This is a genomic window from Microbispora sp. H13382 (assembly GCF_014161445.1).
In the GTDB taxonomy this organism is placed as follows: Bacteria; Actinomycetota; Actinomycetes; order Streptosporangiales; family Streptosporangiaceae; genus Microbispora.
In genome coordinates this window covers 64315-90705 of the sequence record NZ_JABBXA010000007.1, presented here as the reverse complement: position 1 = coordinate 90705, position 26391 = coordinate 64315, and the positions used below count along the sequence as shown (strand labels likewise).

Below are 26391 nucleotides of genomic sequence, written 5' to 3'. Positions count from 1 at the left end.
AGGAAGCGTGCGCCGCATCCACCCCTACTCCGAGGACGAGCCGGACATCCCCGCCGCCTACGCCTACCCGCGCGACCACTGGCTGCGCCTCAACATGGTGGCCAGCGCCGACGGCGCGGCCTGGGTCGAGGGCCATTCGGAGGGCCTGTCCGGCCGGGCCGACAAGCGGATCTTCGGACTGCTGCGCGGCCTGGCCGACGTGGTGCTGGCCGGGGCCGCGACGGTCCGCACGGAGGGATACCGCCCGGCCCGCCCCCGCGAGTCGTGGCGGGCCCTGCGGGAGGGCAGGCCCCCGGCGCCGCCCATCGCCGTCGTCACCCGCCGCCTCGACCTCGACCTCGAGGCCCCGCTGTTCACCGAGACCGAGCCGTACGCCCGGACGATCGTGATCACGACGGAGTCGGCGCCGAAGGACCGGCGCGAGGAGGCGGCGGGGCGGGCCGACCTGATCGTCGCGGGCGACGAGGCGGTCGATCTCGCGACCGCCGTGAGCGAGCTGCGCGACCGGGGGCTCGGCCGCGTCCTGTGCGAGGGCGGCCCCCGGGTGAACGCGCAGCTCGCCGCCGCCGGCCTGGTCGACGAACTGGCGCTGACCGTGAGCCCGCTGCTGACCGGCGGCGACGCGGCGCGCATACTGGACGGCGTCGCATCGCACACGCCGCTGACCCTCGCCCAGGTGCTCGAGGAGGACGGCTTCCTCTTCTGCCGATACATCAGGGAGACGCAGGATGAAGCTTCCGGTTGAGCCGCAGATTCCCGACCTGGAGCTGCCGGTCGTGCCGCCGGTCGCGCCGATGCTCGCCAAGGCCGTCAAGGCGCTGCCGAAGCAGGACGGCACGCTCTACTACGAGCCGAAGTGGGACGGTTTCCGCTGCATCGTCTTCCGGGACGGCGACGAGGTCTTCCTGGGCAGCAGGAACGAGCGGCCCTTCACGCGCTACTTCCCGGAGCTGGTCGAGGCCGTCAGGCGGGAGCTGCCGCCCAAGTGCGTGGTGGACGGCGAGATCGTGCTGATCAGGGGACAGTCGCTCGACTTCGACGCGCTGCAGCAGCGCATCCATCCCGCGCAGTCGCGGGTGCGGCTGCTGGCCGAGAACACGCCCGCGTCGTTCGTCGCCTTCGACCTGCTCGCCACCGCGACGGAGGACCTCATGGAGGCGCCGTTCTCCGAGCGGAGGGCGCGGCTGGAGGAGACGCTGGCGGGCGCGGGCCGGTCCGTACGGCTCACGCCGGTCACCCAGGACGAGGGCCGGGCCGCCGAGTGGTTCGACGCGTTCGAGGGCGCCGGACTCGACGGCATCGTCGTGAAGCCGGGCGACCAGCCGTACACGCCGGACAAGCGCGTGATGTTCAAGGTCAAGCACGAGCGGACGGCCGACTGCGTGGTGGCGGGTTACCGCGAGCACAAGTCCGGGCCGGTCGTCGGGTCGCTGCTGCTCGGGCTCTACTCACCGGACGGCCGCCTGCACCATGTGGGCGTCGCGGCGTCGTTCCCGATGAAGCGCCGTGAGGAGCTCGTCGAGGAGCTCGCGCCGTACCGGGTGCGGGACCTGAGCGAGCATCCGTGGGGACACTGGGCCGAGGTCGCCGCGGGCGGCGCCGAGGGCCAGCGCCTGCCCGGCGCCGTGTCGCGGTGGAACGCCAAGAAGGATCTGTCGTTCATCCCGCTGCGGCCCGAACGGGTGGTCGAGGTGGCCTACGACCACATGGAGGGCGACCGGTTCCGCCACACCGCCCAGTTCCGCCGCTGGCGGCCGGACCGCACTCCCGCGTCCTGCACCTACGAGCAGCTCGACCGCCCGGTGAGCTACGACCTCGACAAGATCCTCGCCCGCTGACCGTCCCGCCGCGGCACCGGGCGCGCCACGCGCGTGGCGTACGGCCCGATCCTGGCCGGTCCTGGCCGGGGCGGCGGGTCAGCCGGTGAGGGCGCGGACGGCGGCGGTGACGACGACGGCGACCGCGACGATCACCAGGAACGGCGCGCGCAGCAGCAGGGCGACGGCCGCCGCCGCGAGCCCGGCGGCCCGGGCGTCGACGACGAGCGTGCCGCCGTCGGCGAAGGTCTGCAGGGCGATCAGCGCGGCCAGCGCCGCGATCGGCACCAGCGCGGCCAGCCTGCGTACGAGCGGCCGTTCGAGCATCGCCGCCGGCACTGAGAGCCCGAGCAGCTTCACCGCGTAGCACCCGGCGGCGGTGACCACGATCGCGGCCCAGATCATCGGCGTCCTCCTTGAGGCGAGCGGCGGGCACGGCGGCGGACACGGCGGCGGGCACGGATCCGGGACACGGCGAGCACGGCCGGTGCGGCGAGCACGGCCACCAGCACCGGCACGCCCGCGGGCACGAACGGCACGCAGGCGAGGGCCAGCACGACGGCCAGCGCCGCCACCGCCGCCTCCTGCCGCGGGAAGGCCGTGCTCCCGGACGTGCCCCGGGACGTGCCTCCGGGCGTACCTGTGCCCGCCGGGCCCGTCTTCGCGACCGGCCGCTCGCCGGCAATGCCGCCGGGGACGAAAGCATCGGCCCCGGAGGCATCGGCCCCGGAGGCATCGGGCCCGGGAACGTCGGGCGCGGCGGAGCGGCCCCGGAGCATGGGGAGGAGCAGGGCGAGGAAGACGGCCGGGCCGGCGACGTCGAGCCCCCAGGCCGCCGGGTCGCCCAGCGCGGAGGCGCCCAGCGCGCCCAGGAACGTGGTGATGTTCCAGCCGGCGTACAGGCTGGCCCCGGTGACCGTGAACCCGAGCCGGGCCAGGCGCCGGTCGGACTGGGCCAGGGCCACGGCGGAGGTCTCGTCGATCACCCACTGCGCGGCGAACGGACGGACCGCCGCGGGGAGCCCCAGCAACTGCGACAGCCGCAGCCCGTAGAAGGCGTTGCGGACGCCGAGCAGCAGCGCCCCTGCCGCGGCGGCGAGCGGGTTCCCGCCGGTGCCGAGCGCGCCCACCAGCGCGAACTGGGACGCCCCGGTGAACACGAACAGCGACAGCACGCAGGTCTGCACGACGCTCATCCCCGCGCCCGCCGAGGTGACGCCGAACGCGAAGCCGGACAGGCCGACGGCCGTGCCCACCCCGAGGGCGTCCCGCACCACCGCCGCCCGGGGCTTCGGCGGCAGGCCGGCCTGCACTGATGTCCTGGTCACCCGCCTGAGGGTAACGAACTGGGCGCGATAGTCCCTTATGGGGGTCAGTGCCGCGTTCGTCCCAACGGTCACGCCGGGCGGGACGGGCACAACGGGTCCACCACAGACCCGCCAAGGCGGCCCGCGCACGGCCGTACGGTGCCCACCCGGGACCGGCCGCCCATGCGCGGCGCGCGTAGATCAGCCGGCGCAGACCAGGATCTGCATGGACCGGTCGGCGACGCAGACCTTGGCCCCGGCGGGCAGGCTCTCCTCGGCGTACGGGTCGTCGCGGACGCTCTCGTCGGCGGTGTCGAGGACGGGACGCCAGGCGGCCCCCAGCTCCGCGCCGGGAAGGGCGAACGTCAGGCTCTCGTGGTGCGCGTTGATCAGCAGCAGGAACGTCTCGTCCCTGATCCGCTCGCCGCGCGGGCCGGGCTCGCCGATCGCCTCGCCGTTGACGTAGACCCCCAGCGATTTCGCGTATCCCGTGTGCCAGTCGCTGTCGGTCATCTCCGTGCCCGAGGGCGTGAGCCAGACGATGTCCCTGCTGCCGCCCCCGACCGTGCGGCCGTGGAAGAACCGGCGCCGCCGGAAGACGGGATGCGCCCGTCGTAAGGCGGCCAGGCGGCGGACGAAGTCCAGCAGATCGTCCTCCTGCCGCAGCAGCGACCAGTCGATCCAGGAGACGTCGTTGTCCTGGCAGTAGGCGTTGTTGTTGCCGTGCTGGGTGCGGCCGAACTCGTCGCCCGCCAGCAGCATCGGCACGCCCTGGGACACGAACAGCGTGGCGAGCAGGTTGCGCCGTTGCCGCCGGCGCAGCCGCACGATCGCCGGGTCCTCCACCGGGCCCTCGGCGCCGCAGTTCCAGGAGCGGTTGTCGTCGGTGCCGTCGCGGTTGCCCTCGCCGTTGGCCTCGTTGTGCTTGTGGTCGTAGGAGACGAGATCGGTGAGGGTGAACCCGTCGTGGGCGGTGACGAAGTTGATCGAGGCCACCGGGCGGCGGCCGCTGCTGGCGTACAGGTCGCTCGACCCGGCCAGGCGCGAGGCGAACTCGGGCAGCGTCTGGGAGGCGCCGCGCCAGAAGTCGCGCACGGAGTCGCGGTACTTGCCGTTCCACTCGGTCCACAACGGCGGGAAGTTGCCGACCTGGTAACCGCCGGGGCCGACGTCCCACGGCTCGGCGATCAGCTTGACCTGCGAGATGACCGGGTCCTGCTGGATGAGGTCGAAGAACGCGCTCAGCCGGTCCACGTCGTGCAGTTCCCGCGCCAGGGCGGCGGCGAGGTCGAAGCGGAAACCGTCCACGTGCATGTCGAGCACCCAGTAGCGCAGCGAGTCCATGATCAGCTGGAGCGCGTGGGGCGAGCGGACGTTCAGCGAGTTGCCGCACCCGGTGTAGTCGAGGTAGTAGCGGCGGTCCTCCTCGCGCAGGCGGTAGTAGGCGACGTTGTCGATGCCGCGGAAGCCCAGCGTCGGCCCCATGTGGTCGCCCTCGGCGGTGTGGTTGTAGACCACGTCGAGGATCACCTCGATGCCCGCCTCGTGCAGGGCGCGCACCATCGCCTTGAACTCCTGGACCTGCTCCCCGCGCTGCCCGGAACTGGCGTACGTGTTGTGCGGCGCCATGTAGGCGATCGTGTTGTAGCCCCAGTAGTTGGTCAGCCCCCTGGCCACCAGGAAGTGCTCGGGAACGAACTGGTGGACGGGCATGAGCTCGACCGCCGTGACGCCGATCGACAGGAGGTGGTCGATCACAGCCGGGTGCGCGAGCCCGGCGTAGGTGCCCCGCTGTCCCTCCGGGACGGAGGGATGGCGCATGGTCAGGCCGCGCACGTGCGCCTCGTAGATCACCGTCTCGTGGTACGGCGTGCGGGGCGGCCGGTCGTTGCCCCATTCGAAGAACGGGTTCACGACCACGTTCTTCGGCATGTACGGCGCGGAGTCCTCGGTGTTGAGCCGGCCGGGGTCGGCGAACTGGTAGGAGAACAGCGACTGGTTCCACCGCACCGAGCCCTCGATCGCCTTGGCGTACGGGTCGAGCAGCAGCTTGGACGGATTGCACCGGTGCCCGTGCTCGGGCCGGTAGGGCCCGTGCACGCGGAAGCCGTACCGCTGTCCGGGCATGATCCCCGGCACGTACCCGTGCCAGACGAACCCGTCGACCTCGGGCAGATCGACGCGGGTCTCCCCGCCTCTGTCGTCGTACAGGCACAGCTCGACCCGCTCGGCCGCCTCCGAGAACACCGAGAAGTTGGTGCCCACACCATCCCAGGTGGCGCCGAGCGGGTAGGGCTCTCCAGGCCAAACCTCGCGCATGTAACCTCATTCTCCACTGCCGGGGCGAATCGTGCACCCGCGACGACCCCTGCTCTCGCCCGGGAATGCGGGAGCCCCCGCCGGACCGGGTCCGGCGGGGGCTCCCCGCTGACGCTCAGCCGACGAGTTCGGCCTTGAGGCTGATCGTCGTGCCGGCGAGCGCCTTACTCACCGGGCAGTTCGCCTTGGCCGTCTCGGCGGCCTGCTGGAAGTCCTCGGCCGAGATGCCGGGCACCTGGGCCCGTACGGAGATCACGATGCCGGTGATGCCCTCACCGGGCTGGAAGGTCACGTCCGCCCGGGTCTCGACCGACTGCGGCGGGGTGCCCGCCTGGGCCAGGCCGTGGGACAGGGCCATCGAGAAGCACGAGGAGTGGGCGGCCGCGATCAGCTCCTCCGGGCTCGTCTTGCCGTTGGCCTGCTCGGCCCGGGAGGGCCAGGAGACGTCGAAGGTGCCGACGCCGGAGGAGTCGAGCGAGACGGTGCCCGAACCGTCGAGCAGCGCGCCCTTCCACTGCGTCGTCGCGGTACGAGTGGTCGCCATGGCGATATCCCTTCAGTAAGCGGAGCCTATCCACAGTGACCTTAACGCCGCCGCCGGTGCGCCGGGCTCACCGGCATGGCCGGTCGGCTCACGCCGGCGCCGCGCGGTCGAGGATCGCATCGAGGTCGAGGCCGGTCGGCAGCGTGCCGAAGGCGCGCCCCCAGTCGCCGGACAGGCGCGAGGCGCAGAACGCGTCGGCCACCGCGGCGGGGGCGTGCCGTACGAGCAGGGACGCCTGCAGGACCAGCGCCATCTCCTCGGCCACCCGGCGCGCGTCGGCCTCTCCCGCCGAGGCGAGCGTCTTGAGCGCCCGCTCGGCCGCGTCGGCGACCCGTCTGTCCTCGGCCGCCGCCACCTCGGCGAAGAACGCCTCGACCGCCTCCGGCTCCCTGGCCAGCACCCGCATGAGGTCGAGGGCGGCCACGTTGCCCGAGCCCTCCCAGATGCCGTTCAGCGGCGACTCGCGGAACAGCCGGGGCATCTGCGACTCCTCGACGTAGCCGTTGCCCCCGAGGCACTCCAGCGCCTCGGCCGCGTGGACCGGCGCCCGCTTGCACACCCAGTATTTGGCGGCGGCGAGCGCGGCCCTCCGGAACAGGCCCTCGGCCGCGTCGCCCCGGATCGCCCGGTCGGTCGCCCCCGCCAGGCGCGTCATGAGCGTGGTCGCCGCCTCGGACTCCAGCGCCAGGTCGGCGAGCACGGAGCGCATCAGCGGCTGCTCGGCCAGCGTCCGGCCGAACGCCTCGCGGTGACGGGCGTGGTGGAGCGCCTGCGTCAGCCCGTACCGCATGCCGGCGGCCGAACCGATCACGCAGTCGAGCCTGGTCATGTTCACCATCTCGATGATCGTGCGGACGCCCCGGCCCTCCTCGCCGACGAGGAAGGCGACGGCGCCGTCGTACTCGACCTCGGCGGAGGCGTTCGACCGGTTGCCGAGCTTGTCCTTCAGCCGCATCAGCCGCATCGCGTTGCGGGTGCCGTCGGGCAGCACGCGGGGGAGCAGGAAGCACGACAGCCCGCCCGGGGCCTGCGCCAGCACCAGGAACACGTCGCACATCGGGGCGGAGTTGAACCACTTGTGGCCGGTCAGGGCGAAGCTGCCGTCGCCCAGCGGCTCGGCCCGGGTGGTGTTGGCCCGCACGTCGGAGCCGCCCTGCTTCTCGGTCATCGCCATCCCGGCCAGCACGCCCCGCTTCTCCTGCGGCGGGCGCAGCCCGAAGTCGTACGTCCGGGAGGCCAGCAGCGGCTCCCACTCCGCCCGCAGCGACGGCGAGTGCCGCAGCGCGGCCACGGCGGCGTACGTCATGGAGATCGGGCAGCCGTGCCCGGCCTCGACCTGGGACCAGGTGAAGAACTTGGCGGCCCTGGCGACGTGTGCCCCCGGCCGTGCCGACGTCCAGGGGGCGGCGTGCGCGCCGCTCTCGACCGCGACCGCCATGAGCTCGTGCCAGGCCGGGTGGAACTCGACCTCGTCGATCCTGTTGCCGTACCGGTCGTGGGTGCGCAGGACGGGCGGGTGCTCGTTGGCCAGCCGCCCCCACTCCTGCGCCTTCGCCGAGCCGGCCAGCAGGCCGAGCTGACGCAGCTCTCCGGTCGCCCAGTCCGCCCCTTCCCTGGCGAGCCCCTCCAGCAGCGCGTGATCGGCCGAGACGTCGTGGCCGGTCAGCTGGGGCACCTGGTTGGTCACGTCGTGGGTCACTGGGTCCTCCTGCGGTCGATGCCGTGACTCGTCCATGCGGGACGTCCACGATGCGGGGAGTCCGTTATTGCTGGGACTCCATCTCAACACTCCGCGCGGCCGGGACAAACACCGGGCGGAGTCCGGGTCCGGTCAGGCGCCCGAGATCTCCAGACCGAGCTCCTGGGCCGCCTCCAGGGCGAGATCGCGCGCGTAGTCCTGGTCGGCCCCCGCCTCGCACAGCACCCGGTGGATGCCGTCGAGCGCGCGCCGGTCCCCGCGCCCGGCCAGGCCCCGCGCGGCCTCGGCCACCGTCGTCAGATCGCGGTCCGCCAGCCGTGTGATCAGGGCGTCCCTGATGCGGGCGGTGTCGGCGGCCAGGCCCGCGATACCCATCGTCGCCCAGTCGCGCACCTCGTCGTCGGGGCACTCGCTCAGCCGGATCAGCGTGGCCAGCCCGTCCTCGTCGTCCGGAGGCAGGACCGCGGCGAGCGCGATGGGATCGTGGGCGGTCGGCTTCCGGCCCGGGCTGTTGACGATGCTCAGCACCTCGGGGAGCGCCCGCTCGTCGGCGTGGTGGCCGAACGCGTGCAGCAGCGCCTCGACGACCGCCGGCTCGATCTCTTGCCGGGCCATGTCGCGGAGGATCGTCAGAGTGCGGTCCCGGTCGGGAGCGCGCCCCGCGTCCCGGCCGGGCCCCGATTCCTGGCCGATCCACGTCTCCCGCACCGCCTCCCGGCCGGGCCGCGTCTCCTGGCCGAACTCCGCGAGCACGTCGACACCGAACTCCCGCTCCACCGGGTCGTCGCTCTCGCACAGCCGGGCCAGCGCGAGGAAGGTCTTCTCATCGTGGCGGGACTGCAGCGCGTGGACGGCGGCCCACCACGTCTCGTCGTCCTCGTCCAGGTCGCGGTACGGCAGCACGCGCCTGAGGAGCGCATCCGCGGGCGGTCGCAGGCCGAGCGCCGACTCCAGGACCGTCGCGACGGCGGCGTGCCCGCGCTGGCGGGTGATCGAGTAGCCGCCGTCGGCGCCTCGCGCCTCGACCGTGACCCGCCGGGTGCCGTCCGGCGCGGAGCCGTGCGCCACCAGCACGGTGTGCTCGCCCTCCACCCTCGCGGAGACCTCCTCGCGCAACATGGCTTCGAGGTCCACCGCCGCGAGGCGTGTGGCGATCTCCAGCGGGGTCGCGCCGTCCCAGCCGGGCGCGGACGGGTCGGCGCCGTGCTCGAGCAGCGACCAGACGATCCCGTACGCCCCGAAGATCGCGGCCAGCGTCAGCGGGGTGTCGCCGTCGTCGTCGGCCCGGCCGGGGTCGGCCCCCGCGTCGAGCAGGATGTCGGCCGACTCGAGGTTGCCGTTGGCCGAGGCCCACAGCAGGGCCGTCCAGCCGCCCTCCTCCGCCGCGTCGGGGTCGGCGCCGCCGTCGAGCAGCGCCTGCACGGTCTCGGCGTGGTCCCAGCACGCCGCGGCGCAGAGCGGAAGGCCCTCCTCGTGCCCCCCGCTCGGCCGGTCGGGGTCGGCGCCGTACTCCAGCAGCAGCCTGACGATGTCGTGGTGACCGGCGACGGCCGCCCGGTAGAGCGGCGTCGTTCCCTGAGCGGGGTTCACGGCGGTGTCCGGGTGCAGCATCGCCGCCACCCGCGCGACGTCCCCTCCCGCTATCGCCTCGAGCAACCTGCTGCGGGTCACGTTTCCATGCTCACACAGCCCCGGGCGGCGTCGTCGTCAGGGATCGTCCTCCCGCCGCACCCGGGAACGGTTGCGGGATCGTTCCCGAGGAGGATGGGGGAGCGGCACCGGCCGGGATACGGTGAAGGGCGTGACTGATCCGGGTGGAATGCGGGCATCCGACGCCGAACGCGAGTCCGTGGTGGAGCGGCTGCGGGTGGCGTCCACGGAGGGACGGCTGACCCTCGCCGAACTGACCGAGCGTACCGAGGCCGCCTACCTGGCGCAGACCCACGGCGAACTCGCCCAGATCACCGCCGACCTGCCGGGTGCCGCCCCCGTCTCCGCCCCCGTCTCCGCCCCCGCTCCTGTGGCGCCGGCCGCCCCGCTCAGCAGGACGCGCAAGTGGATCGTGGCGGTGATGGGCGACGCCAAGAGGACCGGCACGTGGCGGATCGACGACGGCCTCGGCGCGGTCTGCGTGATGGGCGACGTGGTCCTCGACCTGCGCGAGGCCGAGGTGCGCGGGCGTGAGGTGGACATCGTCGCCACGTGCGTGATGGGTGACGTGAAGATCATCGTGCCGGACGGCGTCGACGTCCAGCTCTCCGGCGTCACGATCATGGGGGACAAGAAGGTCCAGGTGGTCGAGGCCCCACGTGGCCAGTCCGCTCCCGTGGTCAAGGTCACGGCGTACGTGCTCATGGGCGACGTTAAGATCATCGGCGACTCCCGGGCCAAGCCGATCAAGCGCGGCTGGCACGCGTGGAGCGAGTGGTGGCAGGAGCGCCGCCGGAGCCCGGGCTACGGCGGATACGACCTCCCCGACCGCCGCCACCACGGCCTGCACTGATCCGGGCCTCCCTGGTCCGGTCAGCCCGCCGTGCCCGGCGGCGAGTTCCTTCGCGGCATGAATGAAAATTTCACCACGGGTAACGCCGATCCGTTGAGCCGCCTCGCGACAACGCCCAGTCAGCCCACGCTCGGAATCATGGGGTCGACGCGAACGGGTGCGCCGGGCGCTTGACAGCGGCGCTCTGTCTCGTATTTGCTCCGCCCGACACCACCGCCACCCACCCCGACGGAGAGGGACTCGACCGGCAGACAGAATGTTAGCGTTAACAACGGGACGCCCCGCGCGGAAGCGACCGGATTGCCTGCGACCCCCACGGCACCACGTCACGGCTGCCCCTTACGGGCCACACATCGAGGTCCGGCACGCCCGACCGGCGATGTCGGCGCCGCCAAGCATCACCTCCGAGCCGGGCCGGCCCTCGGCGAAACCCCTGCACAGTCTCTTGGCGAGCCGCCTGCGACCTGGCAGGCGCACTACCGGGCTGGAGCTCCTCGGCGCCTCCACCCCGGAAACCGCGGGGCTTCACTCCACCACGGTGGCCGGCGCCCGGGGTGAGGCGTTCTATGTCAGAGCTCGACAAGGAGGAACACAACGGTGCGAAGACATGTGAGTGAGTCTCCGGAACACGGTGCCGCCGGCGGACTCGGGCCGCGGCCAGGCCGGGGACGCCGCTTGATGCACCGCATGATGGCCGCGACGGTGGTCGTCCTCGGGCTGCTCTCGGTGACCATCGCGACTCACACGGCATCGGCCGCCGACAATCCCTATCAGCGGGGTCCCGACCCCACCCTGGCCAGTGTGTCGGCCACCCGGGGGACGTTCGCCACCGCGCAGGTCAGCGTGCCGGCCGGGAACGGCTTCGCCAGCGGTGTGATCTACTACCCGACGGACACCAGCCAGGGGACCTTCGGCGGCGTCGCGATCGTGCCGGGCTACTCCGCCCTGTTCGCCAACGAGGAAGCGTGGATGGGCCCCTGGCTCGCGTCCTTCGGCTTCGTCGTGATCGGGATCGAGACCAACAGCCGCACCGACAGCGCGGACGCCCGGGGAACCCAGCTGCTCGCCGCGCTGGACTACCTCACCCAGCGCAGCGCGGTGCGCGACCGGGTCGACCCCAACCGGTTGTCGGTGATCGGTCACTCCGCGGGCGGAGCCGGCGTCCTGTCCGCGCTGCTCCGGCGGCCCACGCTGAAGGCCGCGGTGGGGCTCGCGCCCGGCTCGCCCGTCGGGGACTACAGCCTGTACAACGACCGCGTGCCGACGATGTTCATCTCCGGTGAGAGGGACACGACCGTCACGCGGTCCTACCTCAACGGGCTGTACACCACGATCCCGGCCTCGACGCCGAGCGCGTGGGTGGAGATCACCGGCGTGGACCACCTGTTCGCGACCCGCGCGAACACCACCGAGATGCGGGTGCTGATCCCCTGGTTGAAGATCTTCCTGGACAACGACACCCGGTACACCCAGTTCCTGTGCCCGCAACTGGCGGACCCCGGCAACGTCTCGATGTACCGGAACAAGTGCCCGTACGTGCCGCCGGGCGGATCGTCTCCGTCAGCGAGCCCGTCCACGTCTCCGTCCGCCAGCCCGTCGACATCGCCATCCGCGAGCCCGTCGGTCTCGCCGTCGCCGTCGCCGTCGCCGTCGCCGTCCGCCAGCCCGTCGACGTCGCGCGCCTGCACGGCGAGCTACCGTACGGTGAACTCGTGGTCCGGGGGCTTCCAGGGCGAGGTCACGGTGACGGCGGGCACTTCGGCGATCAACGGGTGGACCGTCGGCTGGACGCTGAGCGGCGGCCAGACGATCAACCAGTTGTGGAACGGCACACTGAGCGCCAACGGCTCCGCGGTCAGAGTGACGAACGTTTCGTACAACGGCTCGATCCCCGCGTCCGGCTCGAGCACGTTCGGCTTCCTCGGCACCGGTACGCCGTCGAACCCCACCCTCACATGCACCAGCCCGTGATCCCTGCAGGCACGCCGTAGCGTGTTCAGAGTGAGCGCGGCGGACCCCGGAGCCGATGACGGTCCGCCGCGCTTCGCCGCCTTCGGCCTCGCACGGCTTCGCAGGGCTACCACCGTCGACGGCCCGGGCGCGGGCACGCACGCGACGGGCGTGATCCCACTGTGGCGTCAGGCGGCCTCGGAGGCGGCGCGCACGGCCTGGGCGTGCCGTTCGAGCAGGAGCGCGGCAAGTTCGGGAGCGGGACCGAGGACGCCGGCCACGGCGTGCGCCCCGGCCTCCAGGGTGTCGCGCTCCACCTTGTCGGCGAAATAGCCGGGGGCCAGCAGGTACGGCGCCACCACGACCCTCGGGGCGCCCGCACGCGTCAGCCGTACGACCTCGTCCGAGGGCGTGGGGGCCGTGGCCGAGGCGTAGGCGGCGGTGACCGACCACCAGGGGCGGGTGCGCGCCCACTCGCGGGCGACGGCGGCGATCGTCGCGTTCGCCCGGCGGTCGCTGGAGCCGGCCGAGACGAGCACCACGGCCGTCTCCGGGTCGCCGATCTCCACGCCGGCCTCGGCGAGGCGGCGTTCGAGGGCCCGGACGAGCAGCGGATGCGGGCCGAGTGTGGGGCCGCAGACGGCCCGCAGTCGCGGGGCGCGGCCTGCCGCCTCCCGCAGCGCCGCCGGGATGTCCACGCGGCTGTGGTAGGCGGCGGTGAGCAACAGGGGGAGCACGACGGCCTCGTCCAGCCCGGACAGCGCCTGCGGCAGCGAGGGCGTGGCGTGGTCGAGATAGGCGGCGCGGACGTCCAGGTCGGGCCGCGCCCGCCGTACGCCGTCGAGCAGCGCCTCCACGGTCGCGGCGGCGCGCGGGTCGCGGGACCCGTGCGCCACCGCGACCAGCGGCGCGCCTTCGTGCGGGACGGTCACAGGTGGATGCCGCATTCGATCTTGCCGAGGCCGGCCCAGCGGCCGCTGCGCGGGTCCTCGCCCGGCGCCACGCGGCGGGTGCAGGGGGCGCAGCCGATCGAGGGGTAGTCGTCGTAGTGCAGCGGGTTGATCAGGACCCCGTTGTCGGCGATGTAGTTGTCGACGTCCTCCTGGGTCCACCGGGCGATGGGGTTGACCTTCACCATCTGCCGCTTGGCGTCCCACTCCACGACCTTGGTGTTCGCGCGGGTGGGCGACTCGTCGCGGCGGATGCCCGACACCCAGGCGAGGTACGGCTCCAGCGCCCGGTTGAGCGGCTCGACCTTGCGCAGGTAGCAGCACAGGTCGGGGTTGCGCCCGTACAGGCGCGGCCCGAGGTCGCGGTCCTGCTCCTCGACGGTCCTGGACGGCTTCACGTTGATCACGTTGACCTGGTAGACCGCCTCGACCGCGTCCCGGGTGCCGATGGTCTCGGCGAAGTGGTAGCCGGTGTCGATGAACAGCACGTCGACGCCGGGCTTGACCCTGCTGACCAGGTCGATCAGCAGGGCGTCGCTCATCGACGAGGTGAGACAGAGGCGGTCGCCGAAGGTGGCCGCGGCCCAGCGGATGATCTCCCGGGCGGGCGCGTCCTCAAGGAAGCGCGCCGCGGACTCCACGATGCCCTGAAGGTCCAGCGTGACCCGCTGCCGCTCCAGTCCTGCCTCTATCTCCGCCACCGACATCGTTACTCCTCACACGTCGTTCACTGATTCATCGGATGATTGGACGAAAGCCTTCGGGGATCACGAACGCACGCCGAGGCCGAGGAATTTCACCCGGAAGGCGCGGGCGCAGGACCTGCAGTACCATCCGTGGCTCTCCTCCTCGGTCACGTAGGGCTCCAGGTCCTCCTCGCCGCAGTACGGGCAGTAGAACGGCGCCGCCCTCTCGGTCGTCACTTGAGGTCGGCCTCGTCGGCGCGCTTGACCCATTCGGCGAAGGACTCGCCCTCGTTCTTCTGCTTCTCGTAGTTGCGTACGACCCGCTCGACGTAGTCGGGCAGGTCCTCGGCCGTGGTCTTGAGGCCGCGGACCTTCCTGCCGAAGCTCGGGCTCAGGCCGAACGAGCCGCCCAGGTGCACCTGGTAGCCCTCGACCTGCTCACCCTTGTCGTTGACCACGAGCTGGCCCTTGAGGCCGATGTCGGCCGTCTGGATGCGGGCGCAGGAGTTCGGGCAGCCGTTGATGTTGATGGTCAGCGGCTCGGCGAAGTCCGGCAGGCGCCGCTCCAGCTCGTCGATCAGCTCCGACGCGGCGTTCTTGGTCTCCACGATCGCGAGCTTGCAGTACTCGATGCCGGTGCAGGCCATCGTCTGGCGACGGAACGTGGAGGGGTTGACCCGCAGGTCGGCGGCCTCCAGCTCGGCCACGATGGACTCCACCCGGTCGGGCGCGACGTCGAGGATGACCATCTTCTGCTCGACCGTCGTCGCCACCCGGCCGGACCCGTGGCGCTCGGCGATGTCGGCGATGCGGTGCAGCAGGTCGCCGCTGAGCCGGCCCACCCGGGGCGCGAAGCCGACATAGTAGTTGCCGTCACGCTGGAGGTGGACGCCGACGTGGTCGCGCCGGTCTCCCCGCGGCGCCGCGGGGGCCGGGCCGTCGGGCAGCTCGTACTTGAGGTACTCGGTCTGCAGCACCTCGCGGAACTTCTCCGGGCCCCAGTCGTTCATCAGGAACTTCAGCCGCGCCCTGCCGCGCAGCCGGCGGTAGCCGTAGTCGCGGAAGATGCCGGTGACCCCGGCCCACACCTCGTGCGCCTGCTCGGGCCGGACGAACACGCCGAGCCGCTTGGCGAACATCGGGTTGGTCGACAGGCCGCCGCCCACCCACAGGTCGAAGCCGGCCTCGCCCTGCTCGTTCTGCACGCCGACGAACGCGATGTCGTTGATCTCGTGGACCGTGCAGTGCGCGGCGCAGCCGCTGATCGCGGTCTTGAACTTGCGCGGCAGGTTGGAGAACGCCGGATCGCCGATGTACCGCTCGCGGATCTCCTGCAGCTGGGGCCGTCCGTCGATCACCTCGTCGGCGTCGATCCCCGCGAGGGGGCAGCCGAGCATGCCGCGCGGGGTGTCGCCGCACGCCTCGGTGGTGGACAGGCCCACGGCCTCCAGGCGCGTCCACATGTCCGGCACCGACTCGATCTCCACCCAGTGGAGCTGGATGTTCTGCCGGTCGGTGACGTCGGCGGTGCCCCTGGCGTAATCGTTGGAGACGTCGGCGATCACCCGGAGCTGCTCCAGGCTGAGCTGGCCGCCGTCGGTCCGGATGCGGATCATGAAGTAGCGGTCGTCGAGCTCCTCGGGCTCCAGGACGGCCGTCTTGCCGCCGTCGATGCCCGGCTTGCGCTGGGTGTACAGGCCGTACCAGCGGAAGCGGCCGCGCAGGTCGGCGGGGTCGATGGAGTCGAAGCCGCCCTTCGAGTAGATGTCGATGATGCGCTGGCGGACGTTCAGCCCGTCGTCGGCCTTCTTGTTCTCCTCGTTCTTGTTCAGCGGCTCACGGTAACCGAGAGCCCACTGACCTTCGCCACGCGGGCGCTTGTGATGGCGGTTCGCCGGGCGGGCCGGGGTGCTCATGGGCACACGTCCTTCTCCGAGGCTCGGTCTGAGATCGGTGTTCGGCGGGACCCGGCGCAGGCGGCCTCTCACCTCGCCGTCGAGTGTGAGGGCATACGAAAACGACGCCTGGCCGAGCGCCCGAATGGATCAGCGGAGGGCGACGGTCAGCCGGCGTCGATACAGATCGCGCTACGGACACGCAGGAGATCGACGTGGCGTCGCACGACGAGCAACGGGTCCGCTGGCATGTCCCAAACGATACCTCTGAGATCCTGGATGTCCAAGTTCGTGTCCAGGATGCGGGATTGTGACGGCAATGTGACGCGGGGTCGTCACCCCTTGCGCATCCAGTTCTCCGGCGGCTCGGCCTCGCGGTCCCTCTCGGACGGCTCCTGGTGCTGGCAGTCGCACCAGGACCCGCCGCGGCACTCCTCGTGCCGGTGCTCCCTGCACGCTGGGCAGATCATGTCTCCATTGTTCACCCCCTGTCACGGGCGAATGACAAGGGGGCACGGTGAACGGTTCGTGAGCGATCCTCGCGAGAGGAGGGCAGGGGCCCCTATTCTGGGCGGCGACAATCCGCTCGCAGGTCACGTACTAAGCGCCCCGGCAGCGGGTACAGCCCAGTTCTCATGACCGATTGGGTGCCATGACCTCCACGGACGCGCCGTCGCGCAGGCCTCGGCGCAACACGCGCAAGGGCATGACGATCGCCCGGGCGCGCCTGACGTGGCTGCGCGACACGAACATCTGGTCCCTGGTCAAGGCGACCACGATGGCCGGCGTCAACTACCGGGTGACCGGCCTGGCGGGCGAGGCGGCGTTCTTCGCGCTGCTGTCGCTGCCGCCGTTCGTGCTCGGGCTGCTCGGCGTCATGGGCCATCTCAGCGGGTGGATCGGCGAGTCCACCGTCGGTGAGATCAGAAGCTGGGTCGTGGCCCAGTCGGAGCTGCTGTTCACCCACAACACCGTCGAGCGGGTCGTGAAGCCGCTGCTCGCCGACGTGCTGAGCGGCGGGCAGGTCTCGCTGATCTCCGTCGGCTTCCTGCTGTCGCTGTGGTCCGGCTCCCGTGCCCTGTTCGTCTACGTGGACCTGATATCCATCGCGTACGGGCTGGGGGAGACCCGGGGGATCATCCGCACCCGGGTGCTGTCGTTCTTCCTCTACCTCGCCGCGCTGGTGATCGGGCTGGTCGTCATGCCGGTCCTGGTCATCGGGCCCACCCTGATGTCCAACGCCCTGCCCAGATACGCCGTGCTCGTGAACGTCCTCTACTGGCCCGTGGTCGTCATCGGCTCGGTGCTGGTGCTCACCGTGCTGTACCACGTGAGCGTGCCGCACCGGACGCGCTGGTGGCGCGAGACCCCGGGGTCGGTGCTGGCGCTGGTGATCTGGATCGTGTGCGCCGCGTTCCTGCGCGAGGTGCTGGCGGCCTGGTTCACCCCGCTGTCGATCTACGGCTCGCTCGCGGCGCCGATCGCCGTGCTGCTGTGGCTCTACATCACCGCGCTCGCCGTGCTCATCGGGGCGACCCTGAACGCGGAGGTGGACCGGCTGTGGCCGCTCGGCGGTGCCAGCAGGGACGAGCACCATCACCGCAAATCCGGTAAAGGCTGATCCATACCGACAGCGGTGGAAGGATGGCGTCGATGGACGCGCAGCCTTCCGCCGGCGACCCCACAGCGACCCACCGGCGCACGATCGGCCCCTATGTCCCCGTACGCCGCCTGGGGGAGGGCGGCATGGGCATCGTCTATCTCGCCAGGGACCCGCGGGGCCGCCAGGTGGCCCTCAAAGTCATGCGATCGGAGCTGGCCACCCAGGAGGAGTTCCGGGCCCGGTTCCGCAAGGAGGCGGAGGCCGCCCAGCGGGTCGCCAGGTTCTGCACCGCGCCGCTCCTCGACGCCGGGCGGGACGGCGACCGGCACTACCTCGTCACCGAGTACGTCGACGGCCCGGACCTGTCGTCGGTCATCGACGCGCAGGGCCCGCTGTCCGGTTCCAACCTCGACGCGCTCGCCGTCGGCGTCGCGACCGCCCTCGCCGCCATCCACGGGGCGGGGATCGTGCACCGCGACCTCAAGCCGTCCAACATCCTGCTCTCGCCCCTCGGCCCCCGGGTGATCGACTTCGGCGTGGCCCAGCTCGCCGACACGCTGGCCGAGCGGACCGGGACCGTGATCGGGACGCCCAGTTACATGTCCCCGGAACAGGCGCGCGGGGAGCCGGTGACCTCCGCGGCCGACGTCTTCGCCTGGGGCTGCGTGATCGCGTACGCCGCGACCGGCAGGCCGCCGTTCGGCGGCGGCGCCGCGCCCGAGGTCCTCTACCGGGTCGCGCACCACGTGCCGTACCTGACCGGGCTCGACGAGCGCCTGCGGCCCCTGGTCGAGCAGGCGCTGGACAAGGACCCCGGCCGGCGGCCGAGCGCCCAGCGGCTCCTCGACCGGCTGCTCGGCCGGGAGGAGGTGGCGGTCGAGGCCGCCACGAGGATCGTCAGCGACATCTGGGCGACCCCCGCCGAGACGACCCGCCGTGCGGGCGCCGCGGGGGACGGCGCGAAGGCGGGCGGCGCGGAAGCCGGCACGGACAGGCGGGGCGGCCGCCGCTGGGCGCCGGTGGCGGCGGTCTGCGGGGCGCTCGCGGTGGCCGCCGCGGTCCTGATCTTCGCACTGCGTCCTTTCGGCGGCGGGACGACGCCGCCGAAAGGCCCGCTGGCGTCCAGGGACATCAAGGTCAACGGGCATCCGCTCCACGTCACGGTCGACGCCGTGAAGCGCCGCGGGACCTCGGTGACCGTCCAGTGGACGGTCACGATGACCGGCAGCGAGGGATCGTGGTGGCCGAGGGACCTGTTCGGCGACGAACTGTCCGGCGCGGGCCTCGTGGACCCGCCCAGCGGGTCGAAGTTCCTGCCCGCGCGCAAGGACGACCGCTGCGTGTGCGTCGCCCTTCCGGCCCAGTGGCTGCATCCGGGTGACGTGCTCCCTCTCTGGGCCACGTACACCGGCGTACCGCAGGACCTGGAGACGATCGGGGTCGACGTCCCCGGGTTCGGGCTCTTCGCCGACGTTCCGATCTATGACGGCTGACCGGACCGCCGCCGTAGTCCGTACAGTCCGGGAATTCGACGCGAAAGACTGATCTATCCGCCACCATTAGGCAGGTGACGACGCCGATTCCTCCCACTGACGACGCGTCGACGTCCCCGGCGTCGCCGCGGCCCTCGATCGGGGGTTACACACTGCTACGGCGGCTTGGTGAGGGCGGGATGGGAATCGTCCATCTCGCGCGTGATCCGTCGGGCCGGCCGGTGGCCGTCAAGATCATGCGCCCGGAACTGGCGGCCGGGCCGGAGTTCCGGCGCAGGTTCGCCCAGGAGGCGCAGGCCGCCCAACGGGTCGCCCCGTTCTGCACCGCGGCCGTGCTCGACTCCGGACTGGACGGTGACCAGGCGTATCTGGTCACCGAGTACGTCGAAGGGCCCGACCTCGGCTCGCTGATCAGGGATCAGGGTCCGCTCACCGGCGGAAGCCTGCAGGCCCTGGCCGTCGCGACGGCCGCCGCCCTGGTCGCCATCCACGCGGCCGGCGTCGTGCACCGGGATCTGAAGCCGTCGAACATCCTGCTCGGCGTGCTCGGGCCCAAAGTGATCGATTTCGGCATCGCCCGGCTGGCCGACGCCGACGCCACCCGGACGGGTTCCGTCGTGGGCACCCCCTCATACATGGCCCCGAAGCAGGCGAGCGGCGAACCGATCACGGCGGCGGCCGACGTCTTCGCCTGGGGGTGCGTGATCGCCTACGCCGGCACCGGCAGCCCGCCCTTCGGCGGCGGCACCCCCACCGAGGTGCTCTTCCGCGTGGTGTCCCGGCCGCCGCGGCTCGACGGCCTCGACGAGCGCCTGCGGCCGTTGGTGGAGCGGGCGCTGGACAAGGACCCGGCCCGGCGCCCCACCGCCCAAGGGCTCCTCGACGCCCTGCTCGGCAGGGAGAGCGCCGGGATCGAGACGGCCACCCGGGTGGTCGGGGACACCTGGACCCCGGTCGTCGCCCCGGCGGCCACCCTCGCGGCCTCCGCTCCGCCGGGCCGGCGCGGGCGGCGCCTGTGGCCGTACCTCGCGGCGGCGGTGCTCGCCCTGGCCGCCGCCGCGACGGCGCTGGTCATCGTCCGGCCGTGGGAGCCGAAGGGCAACCTTCCGGGCACGCCCGCGACCACCCGTGACATGGAGATCGATAAGAATCCGATGCGGGTCCAGATCACCGAAGCGGTCCGGCTGCGCGACGGCGACGTCCGGCTGAGGTGGGCGCTCACGAACAGGGGTCCGAACGCCTGGATCTTCATGGACGACTTCGGCAGGAGTGCGCTCGACTACTCGGTGTCCCGGGTCGGCCTGACGACGCCGGGGGGCAAGGAGCCCCTCTACCCCACCTGGAAGGACGGCGCGTGCGTGTGCAGCTCCGGGGTCACGGCGGTGCGCTCCGGTGAGGAGATGCGGTTCTACGCGGTCTACGCGTCCGTGCCCGAGGAGGCGGAGTCGGTGGACGTCGACATCCCCCGCCTGGGTGTCTTCCGGAATGTGTCGATATCTGACGCCTGAGGCGCACTCGGCTTTCCGGCGAGGCGCGCTCGGATAGGGTTGGAGGCATCGCGACTGGCGCTGACGTGCTGCTGTGGCGCGTCGCTAGGTGGGGCACCACCGGGGAGCGAATTCGCGGAGGCCGTGCGCCTGGGTCGCCGCCGAAGAGTCGACGTGGAGAAGGAAGGCGCCATGGCTGAGAACTCGCTGAACGTCGTCGATCCCGAGATCGCCGAGCTGATCAGGGCGGAGGAGCGGCGGCAGGCCGACACCGTCAAGCTGATCGCGTCCGAGAACTACGTGTCCAGGGCCGTCCTGGAGGCGACCGGGACCGTCCTCACCAACAAGTACTCCGAGGGCTACCCGGGCAAGCGCTACTACGAGGGCCAGCAGGTCATCGACAAGATCGAGACGCTGGCCATCGAGCGGGCCAAGTCGGTCTTCGGCGTGAGCCACGCCAACGTCCAGCCCTACTCGGGCTCGCCCGCCAACCTCGCCGTCTACCTGGCGTTCCTGAACCCGGGCGACACGGTGCTCGGCATGGGCCTGCCGTTCGGCGGCCACCTCACCCATGGCTGGTCGGTGTCCGCCACCGGCAAGTGGTTCAACTCGGTCAAGTACGGCGTGCGCCGCGACACCGGCCGCATCGACATGGACGAGGTGCGCGCGCTGGCGCTCGAGCACCGGCCCAAGCTGATCTTCTGCGGCGGCACCGCGATCCCGCGCACGATCGACTTCCCGGCCTTCGCCGAGATCGCCAAGGAGGTCGGCGCGGTGCTCGCGGCCGACATCGCCCACATCGCGGGCCTCGTCGCCGGCGGCGCCCATCCCTCGCCGGTCGGGCACGCGGACGTGATCTCCACGACCACCCACAAGACCCTGCGCGGCCCGCGCGGCGCGATGCTCATGGCGAACACCGACGAGGTCGCCAAGGCGCTCGACAAGGCCGTGTTCCCCGGCCTGCAGGGCGGCCCGCACAACCACACCACCGCCGCCATCGCCGTCGCCCTGCACGAGGCCGCCCAGCCGGACTTCAAGGCGTACGCCGCGCAGATCGTGAAGAACGCGAAGGCGCTCGCCGACGAGCTGCTCGCCCGCGGGTTCGACCTGGTCTCCGGCGGCACCGACAACCACCTGATCCTGATGGACCTCACGTCCAAGGGCGTCGGGGGCAAGCCGGCCGCGCAGGCGCTCGACCGGGCGGGCCTGGAGACCAACTACAACACCGTGCCCTTCGACCCGCGCAAGCCGTTCGACCCGTCCGGTATCCGCATCGGCACGCCGTCGGTCACCTCGCGTGGGATGGGCGAGGCCGAGATGCGCCAGATCGGCGCGTGGATGGACGAGGTCGTCACCGCCGTGGCCAAGGGCGACGCGGAGGACGTGATCGCACGGGTGCACGGCGAGGTCACCGAGCTGACGAGCCGGTTCCCCGCGCCCGGCCTGTCCTGATCACCCGGATCGTCCGCGACGGCTCCCCGCGAAGGTGGCGGGGAGCCGTTCCCGTACCGGGCGGTCAGCCGAATCGCCTGCGGTGTGATGAAGCGGATTAATTCGCTTGCGGGGAGCGGCTGACGGGCTGCTAGTGTTCCCCCATCGCCGCGATCTGTGCGGCCAGGACCAGGGAGGTGAGGACTATGCGGGTCTTTCTGATGACCATGCCGTCCGTCAACTCCCGGGTGTCCGCCTAGTCTCCTCTCGCTGGGACGCCCGGTTTCCGAAGGGTGTTCACCAGCAGTGTTCAACGATCTTTCTCTTCTCGGCTGGCACGAGGGGCTCGCGGAGCAGCTCCCCGACCTGCCCGGCGGCGCCGTTCCCGCGCGTGTGGCCCGGGTCGACCGGGGCGCCGCCGAGGTCATCGCCGCCGACGGAACCCATCAGGCGCGGTTCGGCGCCCGCGTACGCAGGGCCGCGGCGGCCGACCCGCTCGCGCTTCCGTGCGTGGGGGACTGGGTCGCGCTCAACCGGCTCGACCTGTCCTCATCCCACGGAGGCCGCTACGAACTGGCCGAGGTGCTGCCCCGCCGTACGGCCTTCGTCCGGGGCGGGGTGAGCCGCGACTCGCGCGGAGGGCTGTCGGGCGACGGCCAGGGCCAGGTCCTGGCCGCCAACGTCGACGTGGTCTTCGTGGCCGAGCCGTCCATGCACGCCACGGATTTCGCCGATCTCGGCAGGATCGAGCGCCTCGTGGCGCTCGCCTGGGAGAGCGGCGCCCGTCCGGTCGTGCTCGTCACCAAGGCCGATCTCTTCGAACAGGGACTCGGCGATCTCCTTGCCGACGTCGAGGCGGCGGCGCCGGGCGTCGACGTCCATCCGGTCTGCTCACTCACCGGCGACGGGGTGGAGCTGGTGCGTGCCCACCTCGGCGCCGCCGGGACCGCCGTGGTCCTCGGACCGTCGGGCGCGGGCAAGTCGACGCTCGTCAACGCACTCGCCGGCGCGGAGGTCATGGAGACCCAGCAGGTCAGGGCCGCCGACGGGCGGGGCAGGCACACGACCGTCCACCGGCAGCTCATCCCGCTGCCCGGCGGCGGGCTCGTCATCGACACCCCCGGCATCCGCCGGGTCGGACTGTACGAGATGAGCGAGGGCGTCGGCCTGGTCTTCGGCGACATCGAGGAACTGGCCGAGGGCTGCCGGTTCTCCGACTGCCGGCACCATGAGGAGCCGGGCTGCGCCGTGCTGGCCGCGGTGGAGTCGGGCGAGCTGCCCGAGCGGCGGCTGGAGAGCTGGAACAGGCTGCGGCGCGAGGCCGCCTGGATGGCCCGCCGGACCGACGCCCGGCTGCGCGCCGAGGAGACCCGCAAGTGGAAGGTCATCCACAAACAGATGCGGGGCAGAAGTCGCCCGTAGGACGGCGCCGTCCCACCGCGGCGTGCCGTGCCCACCGGCCGCGGTGAGACGCGGTGGGACGAGGTGGACGCGGTGGGACGGAAGGCACACGAAGGGCGCCCCGGGTGCGCCGTCCTCTTCGGGGGACGGCACGCGGGGCGCCCAGCGGTGACGCGTGTCGGGGAAGGGGAAAACGCTCAGGCGACGGCGCTGATGCCGGCGCTGGCGGCGCGGCGCATACGGCGGCGACGCTCGGACGCGCGCTCGTCCTCGTTGAGGCCGCCCCACGTGCCGTACTTCTCCGGCCGGGAGAGCGCGTAGTCGAGGCACTCCGCTCGCACAGGACACTGGGCGCAGATGGCCTTGGCCTTGCGCTCCCGGATGTCGCGCTCGGGCTGACGCTCACCGTCAGGACCGAAGAACAGCACCAGGTCCTCTCCCCGGCACGCGGCATCATCCTGCCAACCCCAGCTGGGGCGCGGGCGGGCGAGCTGCCGACGTACCTGAGACATGAGAAACCACCTTTGGTGAGAGGTATTTCAGTGTTCGTGCCGCTTTGGACGCTTGTGGCGTCCCTTGTGCCAACGCCGGGATAGGCCGTGGTGTTCCCGGCTCCAGGCAGGAGCCCTCAGGTCAATACCGGCGTGAGCTCGCTCAGTTCGGCCAACCTGTAGGTCGGGATTCCGTCGGCGCAAGTCATTCCGCACGGTGCCGTGAACACCGCGGGTTCGACCACGACCCGGAATCGCGACGTCCCACGCTCCGTCGTGCGCCGCACGACGCAGATCGTGGTGTCGTCAACCGACCGGGAGGATTCCACGGCCACCCCGCCGACCGAGATCTCGCCGGTATGCGCCCGGACGAAGTGCTCGGCGGCCTGCAGTGGCTCAGGGATACCCGCGCGTCCCCGGAAACGGTCGAGGACGACCTCGCCGTGCCGGTACGCGTTTGCCGCCGCGATCGCAGCAGCCTGAGACATGCTGCCGTAGTAAAGCCCGTGTGGCAAGCATACGAGGTTGGCGGCGTATCGATCGCCGCCGACATGTGTGGTTTCCCACACTTCGCCGGGCAGGTTCTCGTCCAGGAACCGGGCCAGCGGGAGTCCGAGGCGCGCACAGCACGCGTTGTGCCTGCCGTGCGTGCAGACCAGGTACATCGGCTCGTTCACCAGTATGCAGGACTCCGGAACCACTCCGTGCACGAGTGCGCCCAGGTCAAGATCGTCGGGGCGCTCCAGGAAGCCCTCCGCGAGCCACGGGTGGTCCACCGCGGCGGCGGCGACGTAGACGTGCAGGGGGCCGGTGAGGGCCTCGCGGCGGCCGGGCCGGCGGATCAGCTGCGGCCGGATGTCCAGTGCCCTGGCGCGGGAGACCAGCCGGTGGACATCCTCGGGCAGCCGGCACTCCTCCAGCTCCGCGGCCCAGGGCCCCGCGTGCTCGATGAGCAGCCAGAAACGGCCCTTCTTGGTCGCGCTCGCCAGGATCGGCGCCTCCCCCGAGTGGCAGGCGGCGGGGTGCTCGCACCCGTTGGCCATCCGGTCCCGTCCTTCTCTCGCGTTTCTTAGGTAAGACTTACCTTAGCGACTTGTGGAAGAGGGTGCGGAGGCAGGGCTGCAAATCCCCATTAAATCCATAATTGTCCGGATGCAGCCGTGGCCGTCCGAATCCGCGGCACGAGGGCGTCGTACTCAGGCCGAGGGCGAGCGGCGGTGCGGACGCGGCCGCGCGTCAGGAGTAGGCGAGGGCGGCCTCGGCGGCGGGGAGGGCCGCCGCCCGGTCCTCGGGAACCAGGCCGATCCTCGTCCGCCGGTCCAGCAGGTCGGCGGTGTCCAAAGCGCCCTCGTGACGCACGGCCCACACCAGTTCGGCCCGGGTGATCCCCAGCGCCACCGGCTCGGCCAGCGCCGGGTCCGCGCGCATCAGCTCGCGCAGCGCCCAGGCCTCCGAGCCGTACCTGCGGGCCAGCCGCCCGGGCGTGCCCGGCCGCACCGGTCCGGCCCCCACGAGGGGCAGCCGCGCCGTACGGCTCGCACGCGCGTGGGGGCACGCGGCGTCGACGGCGTCCTCGGCCATCCGCCGGTAGGTGGTGAGCTTCCCGCCCACGACCGTCACGACGCCGTCCGGCGAGCGCAGTACGGCGTGGCGGCGGGACAGGTCGGCCGTCGGCCCGCCGGCGGAGGCCCGCGCGCCGGTCGTGTCGGTCGTGTCGGTCGTGTCGGTCGTGTCGGTCGTGTCGACCAGGGGCCGCAGCCCGGCGAAGGCACCGGCGACGTCCGCGCGGGACAGCGGCCGGTCCAGTGCCGTCCCGAGGACCTCGAGCAGGAACGCGACGTCGCTCTCGGGCGCCTCGGGGACGTCGGGGATCGGGCCGTCCAGCGGTTCGTCGGTCAGCCCGGCGTAGACGCGCCCGTCGGCCTGGGGGAGCACCAGCGCGAAGCGGGCGCGCTCGCCGGGGATCGGCACGTGCAGCCCCGCGCGCAGCGCGCCGAGCGCCCCGGGGCGCAGCACGAGGTGCGTGCCCCGTGAGGGGCGCAGCGCCACCGATGGCGTCAGCCCACCGGCCCACACGCCGGTCGCGTTGATCACCGCGCGGGCCCGGATGTCGAACTCCTCGCCGGTCAGCTCGTCACGCACCCGGGCGCCGTCCCCCGCCAGGGTCAGCGCCCGGCAGCGGGTGAGGATCCGCGCGCCGTGGGCGGCGGCCGTCCGTGCCAGCGCGACGACCAGGCGGGCGTCGTCCACCACCCGGCCGTCCCACGACAGCAGCGCCCCGCGCAGGCCGTCCGCGCGCAGGGCCGGGGCGAGCGTGAGGGCCCGCTCCGCCCCCAGCCGGGTGGGCCCCGGCAGCAGCCGCCGCGGCGTGCCCGCGGCGGCCCGCAGCGCGTCGCCCAGGCGGTAGCCCGCCATGACGGTCGCGGCCCGGGCCCGGGGGACGGCCGGCGTCAGCGGCAGCAGGTACGGGTGGGCGGAGACCAGATGGGGCGCGGTGAAGCGCAGCAGGGCGTCGCGCTCCACCGCGCTCTCCCGGGCCACGCCGACCTGCCCGCTCGCGAGGTAGCGCAGCCCGCCGTGGATCAGCTTCGAGCTCCACCGGGAGGTGCCGAACGCCAGGTCGTGAGCGTCCACGGCGGCCACCGACAGCCCGCGTGAGGCGGCGTCGAGCGCCGCTCCGGCCCCCGTCGCCCCCAGGCCGACCACGAGCACGTCGACGACGTCCGTGCGCGCCTCACCGAGCTCCCAGAGGCGCCTGGCGGCATTGAGTGAGGAGTTCATGCCCTCTCCACTACTTGGGGATTACTCTTGAGTA

At 72.1% G+C, this 26391-nt stretch carries 24 protein-coding genes and 1 riboswitch; of the genes, 9 read left to right on the top strand and 15 right to left on the bottom strand.

Annotated features, from left to right (window positions below; all coding sequences use genetic code 11):
- Positions 1 to 7 precede the first annotated feature (7 nt).
- Both HHX41_RS16290 and HHX41_RS16285 read left to right on the top strand, forming a co-directional pair.
- Positions 8 to 745 carry a pyrimidine reductase family protein gene (locus HHX41_RS16290; protein ID WP_169980291.1) on the top strand — a complete coding sequence of 246 codons (738 nt, stop codon included), beginning with the start codon at positions 8 to 10 and terminating at the stop codon, positions 743 to 745.
- A 16-nt stretch (positions 746 to 761) separates the two neighbouring features.
- Complete coding sequence (locus tag HHX41_RS16285) at positions 762 to 1838, top strand: ATP-dependent DNA ligase (RefSeq protein WP_169980750.1); 1077 nt, start codon at positions 762 to 764, stop codon at positions 1836 to 1838.
- Between the two features lie 78 nt (positions 1839 to 1916).
- Here the strand turns inward: HHX41_RS16285 and HHX41_RS16280 are convergent, their stop codons facing one another.
- The 6 genes from HHX41_RS16280 to HHX41_RS16255 form a co-directional block, all read right to left on the bottom strand.
- Positions 1917 to 2222 carry an AzlD domain-containing protein gene (locus HHX41_RS16280; protein ID WP_182906623.1) on the bottom strand — a complete coding sequence of 102 codons (306 nt, stop codon included), beginning with the start codon at positions 2220 to 2222 and terminating at the stop codon, positions 1917 to 1919.
- Positions 2219 to 3145 carry an AzlC family ABC transporter permease gene (locus HHX41_RS16275; RefSeq protein ID WP_310742013.1) on the bottom strand — a complete coding sequence of 309 codons (927 nt, stop codon included), beginning with the start codon at positions 3143 to 3145 and terminating at the stop codon, positions 2219 to 2221. The genes HHX41_RS16280 and HHX41_RS16275 overlap by 4 nt, the downstream gene beginning before the upstream one ends.
- A 180-nt stretch (positions 3146 to 3325) precedes the next feature.
- A complete protein-coding gene (glgX, locus tag HHX41_RS16270) occupies positions 3326 to 5443 on the bottom strand; it encodes a glycogen debranching protein GlgX (RefSeq protein ID WP_182906622.1) in 2118 nt (705 codons plus the stop codon).
- Positions 5444 to 5558: 115 nt separating this feature from the next.
- Entirely contained in the window at positions 5559 to 5987 is a 429-nt protein-coding gene (locus HHX41_RS16265) for an OsmC family protein (protein WP_169980297.1), read from the bottom strand.
- A gap of 88 nt (positions 5988 to 6075) precedes the next feature.
- On the bottom strand, positions 6076 to 7722 hold the full coding sequence (locus tag HHX41_RS16260) for an isovaleryl-CoA dehydrogenase (protein ID WP_169980299.1): 1647 nt from the start codon (positions 7720 to 7722) through the stop codon (positions 6076 to 6078).
- A 96-nt stretch (positions 7723 to 7818) separates the two neighbouring features.
- Positions 7819 to 9357 carry an ankyrin repeat domain-containing protein gene (locus HHX41_RS16255; RefSeq protein ID WP_310742012.1) on the bottom strand — a complete coding sequence of 513 codons (1539 nt, stop codon included), beginning with the start codon at positions 9355 to 9357 and terminating at the stop codon, positions 7819 to 7821.
- A gap of 130 nt (positions 9358 to 9487) precedes the next feature.
- Here HHX41_RS16255 and HHX41_RS16250 point away from each other — a divergent pair, with 130 nt between their 5' ends.
- The gene (locus HHX41_RS16250; protein ID WP_182906621.1) at positions 9488 to 10189 is read left to right on the top strand and encodes a DUF1707 domain-containing protein; all 702 of its coding nucleotides are present in this window, start codon (positions 9488 to 9490) and stop codon (positions 10187 to 10189) included.
- Positions 10190 to 10867: 678 nt separating this feature from the next.
- Positions 10868 to 12160: a cellulose binding domain-containing protein gene (locus HHX41_RS40625; RefSeq protein WP_169980303.1), complete on the top strand. Its 1293-nt coding sequence runs from the start codon at positions 10868 to 10870 to the stop codon at positions 12158 to 12160.
- Between the two features lie 167 nt (positions 12161 to 12327).
- Here HHX41_RS40625 and HHX41_RS16240 read toward each other — a convergent pair whose 3' ends face one another.
- The 6 genes from HHX41_RS16240 to HHX41_RS40620 form a co-directional block, all read right to left on the bottom strand.
- On the bottom strand, positions 12328 to 13086 hold the full coding sequence (locus HHX41_RS16240) for a sirohydrochlorin chelatase (protein ID WP_182906620.1): 759 nt from the start codon (positions 13084 to 13086) through the stop codon (positions 12328 to 12330).
- On the bottom strand, positions 13068 to 13796 hold the full coding sequence (locus HHX41_RS16235) for a phosphoadenylyl-sulfate reductase (protein ID WP_030505395.1): 729 nt from the start codon (positions 13794 to 13796) through the stop codon (positions 13068 to 13070). The genes HHX41_RS16240 and HHX41_RS16235 overlap by 19 nt, the downstream gene beginning before the upstream one ends.
- Positions 13797 to 13856: 60 nt before the next feature.
- Complete coding sequence (locus tag HHX41_RS16230; RefSeq protein WP_169980307.1) at positions 13857 to 14045, bottom strand: Insertion element protein; 189 nt, start codon at positions 14043 to 14045, stop codon at positions 13857 to 13859.
- The gene (locus HHX41_RS16225; RefSeq protein WP_169980309.1) at positions 14009 to 15691 is read right to left on the bottom strand and encodes a nitrite/sulfite reductase; all 1683 of its coding nucleotides are present in this window, start codon (positions 15689 to 15691) and stop codon (positions 14009 to 14011) included. The genes HHX41_RS16230 and HHX41_RS16225 overlap by 37 nt, the downstream gene beginning before the upstream one ends.
- A 146-nt stretch (positions 15692 to 15837) precedes the next feature.
- Entirely contained in the window at positions 15838 to 15921 is an 84-nt protein-coding gene (locus HHX41_RS42315) for a putative leader peptide (protein WP_357054749.1), read from the bottom strand.
- Between the two features lie 84 nt (positions 15922 to 16005).
- A complete protein-coding gene (locus HHX41_RS40620) occupies positions 16006 to 16140 on the bottom strand; it encodes a hypothetical protein (RefSeq protein ID WP_259401018.1) in 135 nt (44 codons plus the stop codon).
- Between the two features lie 182 nt (positions 16141 to 16322).
- Between HHX41_RS40620 and HHX41_RS16220 the strand changes: the two genes are divergently transcribed.
- From HHX41_RS16220 to rsgA, 5 genes are all read left to right on the top strand, one after another.
- Entirely contained in the window at positions 16323 to 17291 is a 969-nt protein-coding gene (locus tag HHX41_RS16220) for a YihY/virulence factor BrkB family protein (protein WP_182906619.1), read from the top strand.
- 32 nt (positions 17292 to 17323) lie between these two features.
- Positions 17324 to 18766 carry a serine/threonine-protein kinase gene (locus HHX41_RS40615; protein WP_259401017.1) on the top strand — a complete coding sequence of 481 codons (1443 nt, stop codon included), beginning with the start codon at positions 17324 to 17326 and terminating at the stop codon, positions 18764 to 18766.
- Between the two features lie 74 nt (positions 18767 to 18840).
- Positions 18841 to 20274 carry a serine/threonine-protein kinase gene (locus HHX41_RS16210; RefSeq protein ID WP_396794642.1) on the top strand — a complete coding sequence of 478 codons (1434 nt, stop codon included), beginning with the start codon at positions 18841 to 18843 and terminating at the stop codon, positions 20272 to 20274.
- A gap of 40 nt (positions 20275 to 20314) precedes the next feature.
- A riboswitch (ZMP/ZTP riboswitch) is annotated at positions 20315 to 20416 on the top strand.
- Between the two features lie 29 nt (positions 20417 to 20445).
- Entirely contained in the window at positions 20446 to 21705 is a 1260-nt protein-coding gene (gene glyA / locus HHX41_RS16205) for a serine hydroxymethyltransferase (protein ID WP_182906617.1), read from the top strand.
- 285 nt (positions 21706 to 21990) lie between these two features.
- The gene (gene rsgA, locus HHX41_RS16200) at positions 21991 to 23106 is read left to right on the top strand and encodes a ribosome small subunit-dependent GTPase A (protein WP_182906616.1); all 1116 of its coding nucleotides are present in this window, start codon (positions 21991 to 21993) and stop codon (positions 23104 to 23106) included.
- A gap of 176 nt (positions 23107 to 23282) precedes the next feature.
- Here rsgA and HHX41_RS16195 read toward each other — a convergent pair whose 3' ends face one another.
- The 3 genes from HHX41_RS16195 to HHX41_RS16185 form a co-directional block, all read right to left on the bottom strand.
- Positions 23283 to 23597, bottom strand: a complete 315-nt coding sequence (locus HHX41_RS16195) for a WhiB family transcriptional regulator (protein ID WP_076434697.1) — start codon at positions 23595 to 23597, stop codon at positions 23283 to 23285.
- Between the two features lie 116 nt (positions 23598 to 23713).
- Positions 23714 to 24619, bottom strand: a complete 906-nt coding sequence (locus HHX41_RS16190) for a sucrase ferredoxin (protein ID WP_182906615.1) — start codon at positions 24617 to 24619, stop codon at positions 23714 to 23716.
- A gap of 193 nt (positions 24620 to 24812) precedes the next feature.
- On the bottom strand, positions 24813 to 26357 hold the full coding sequence (locus tag HHX41_RS16185) for a glycerol-3-phosphate dehydrogenase/oxidase (protein WP_182906614.1): 1545 nt from the start codon (positions 26355 to 26357) through the stop codon (positions 24813 to 24815).
- Positions 26358 to 26391: the final 34 nt, after the last annotated feature.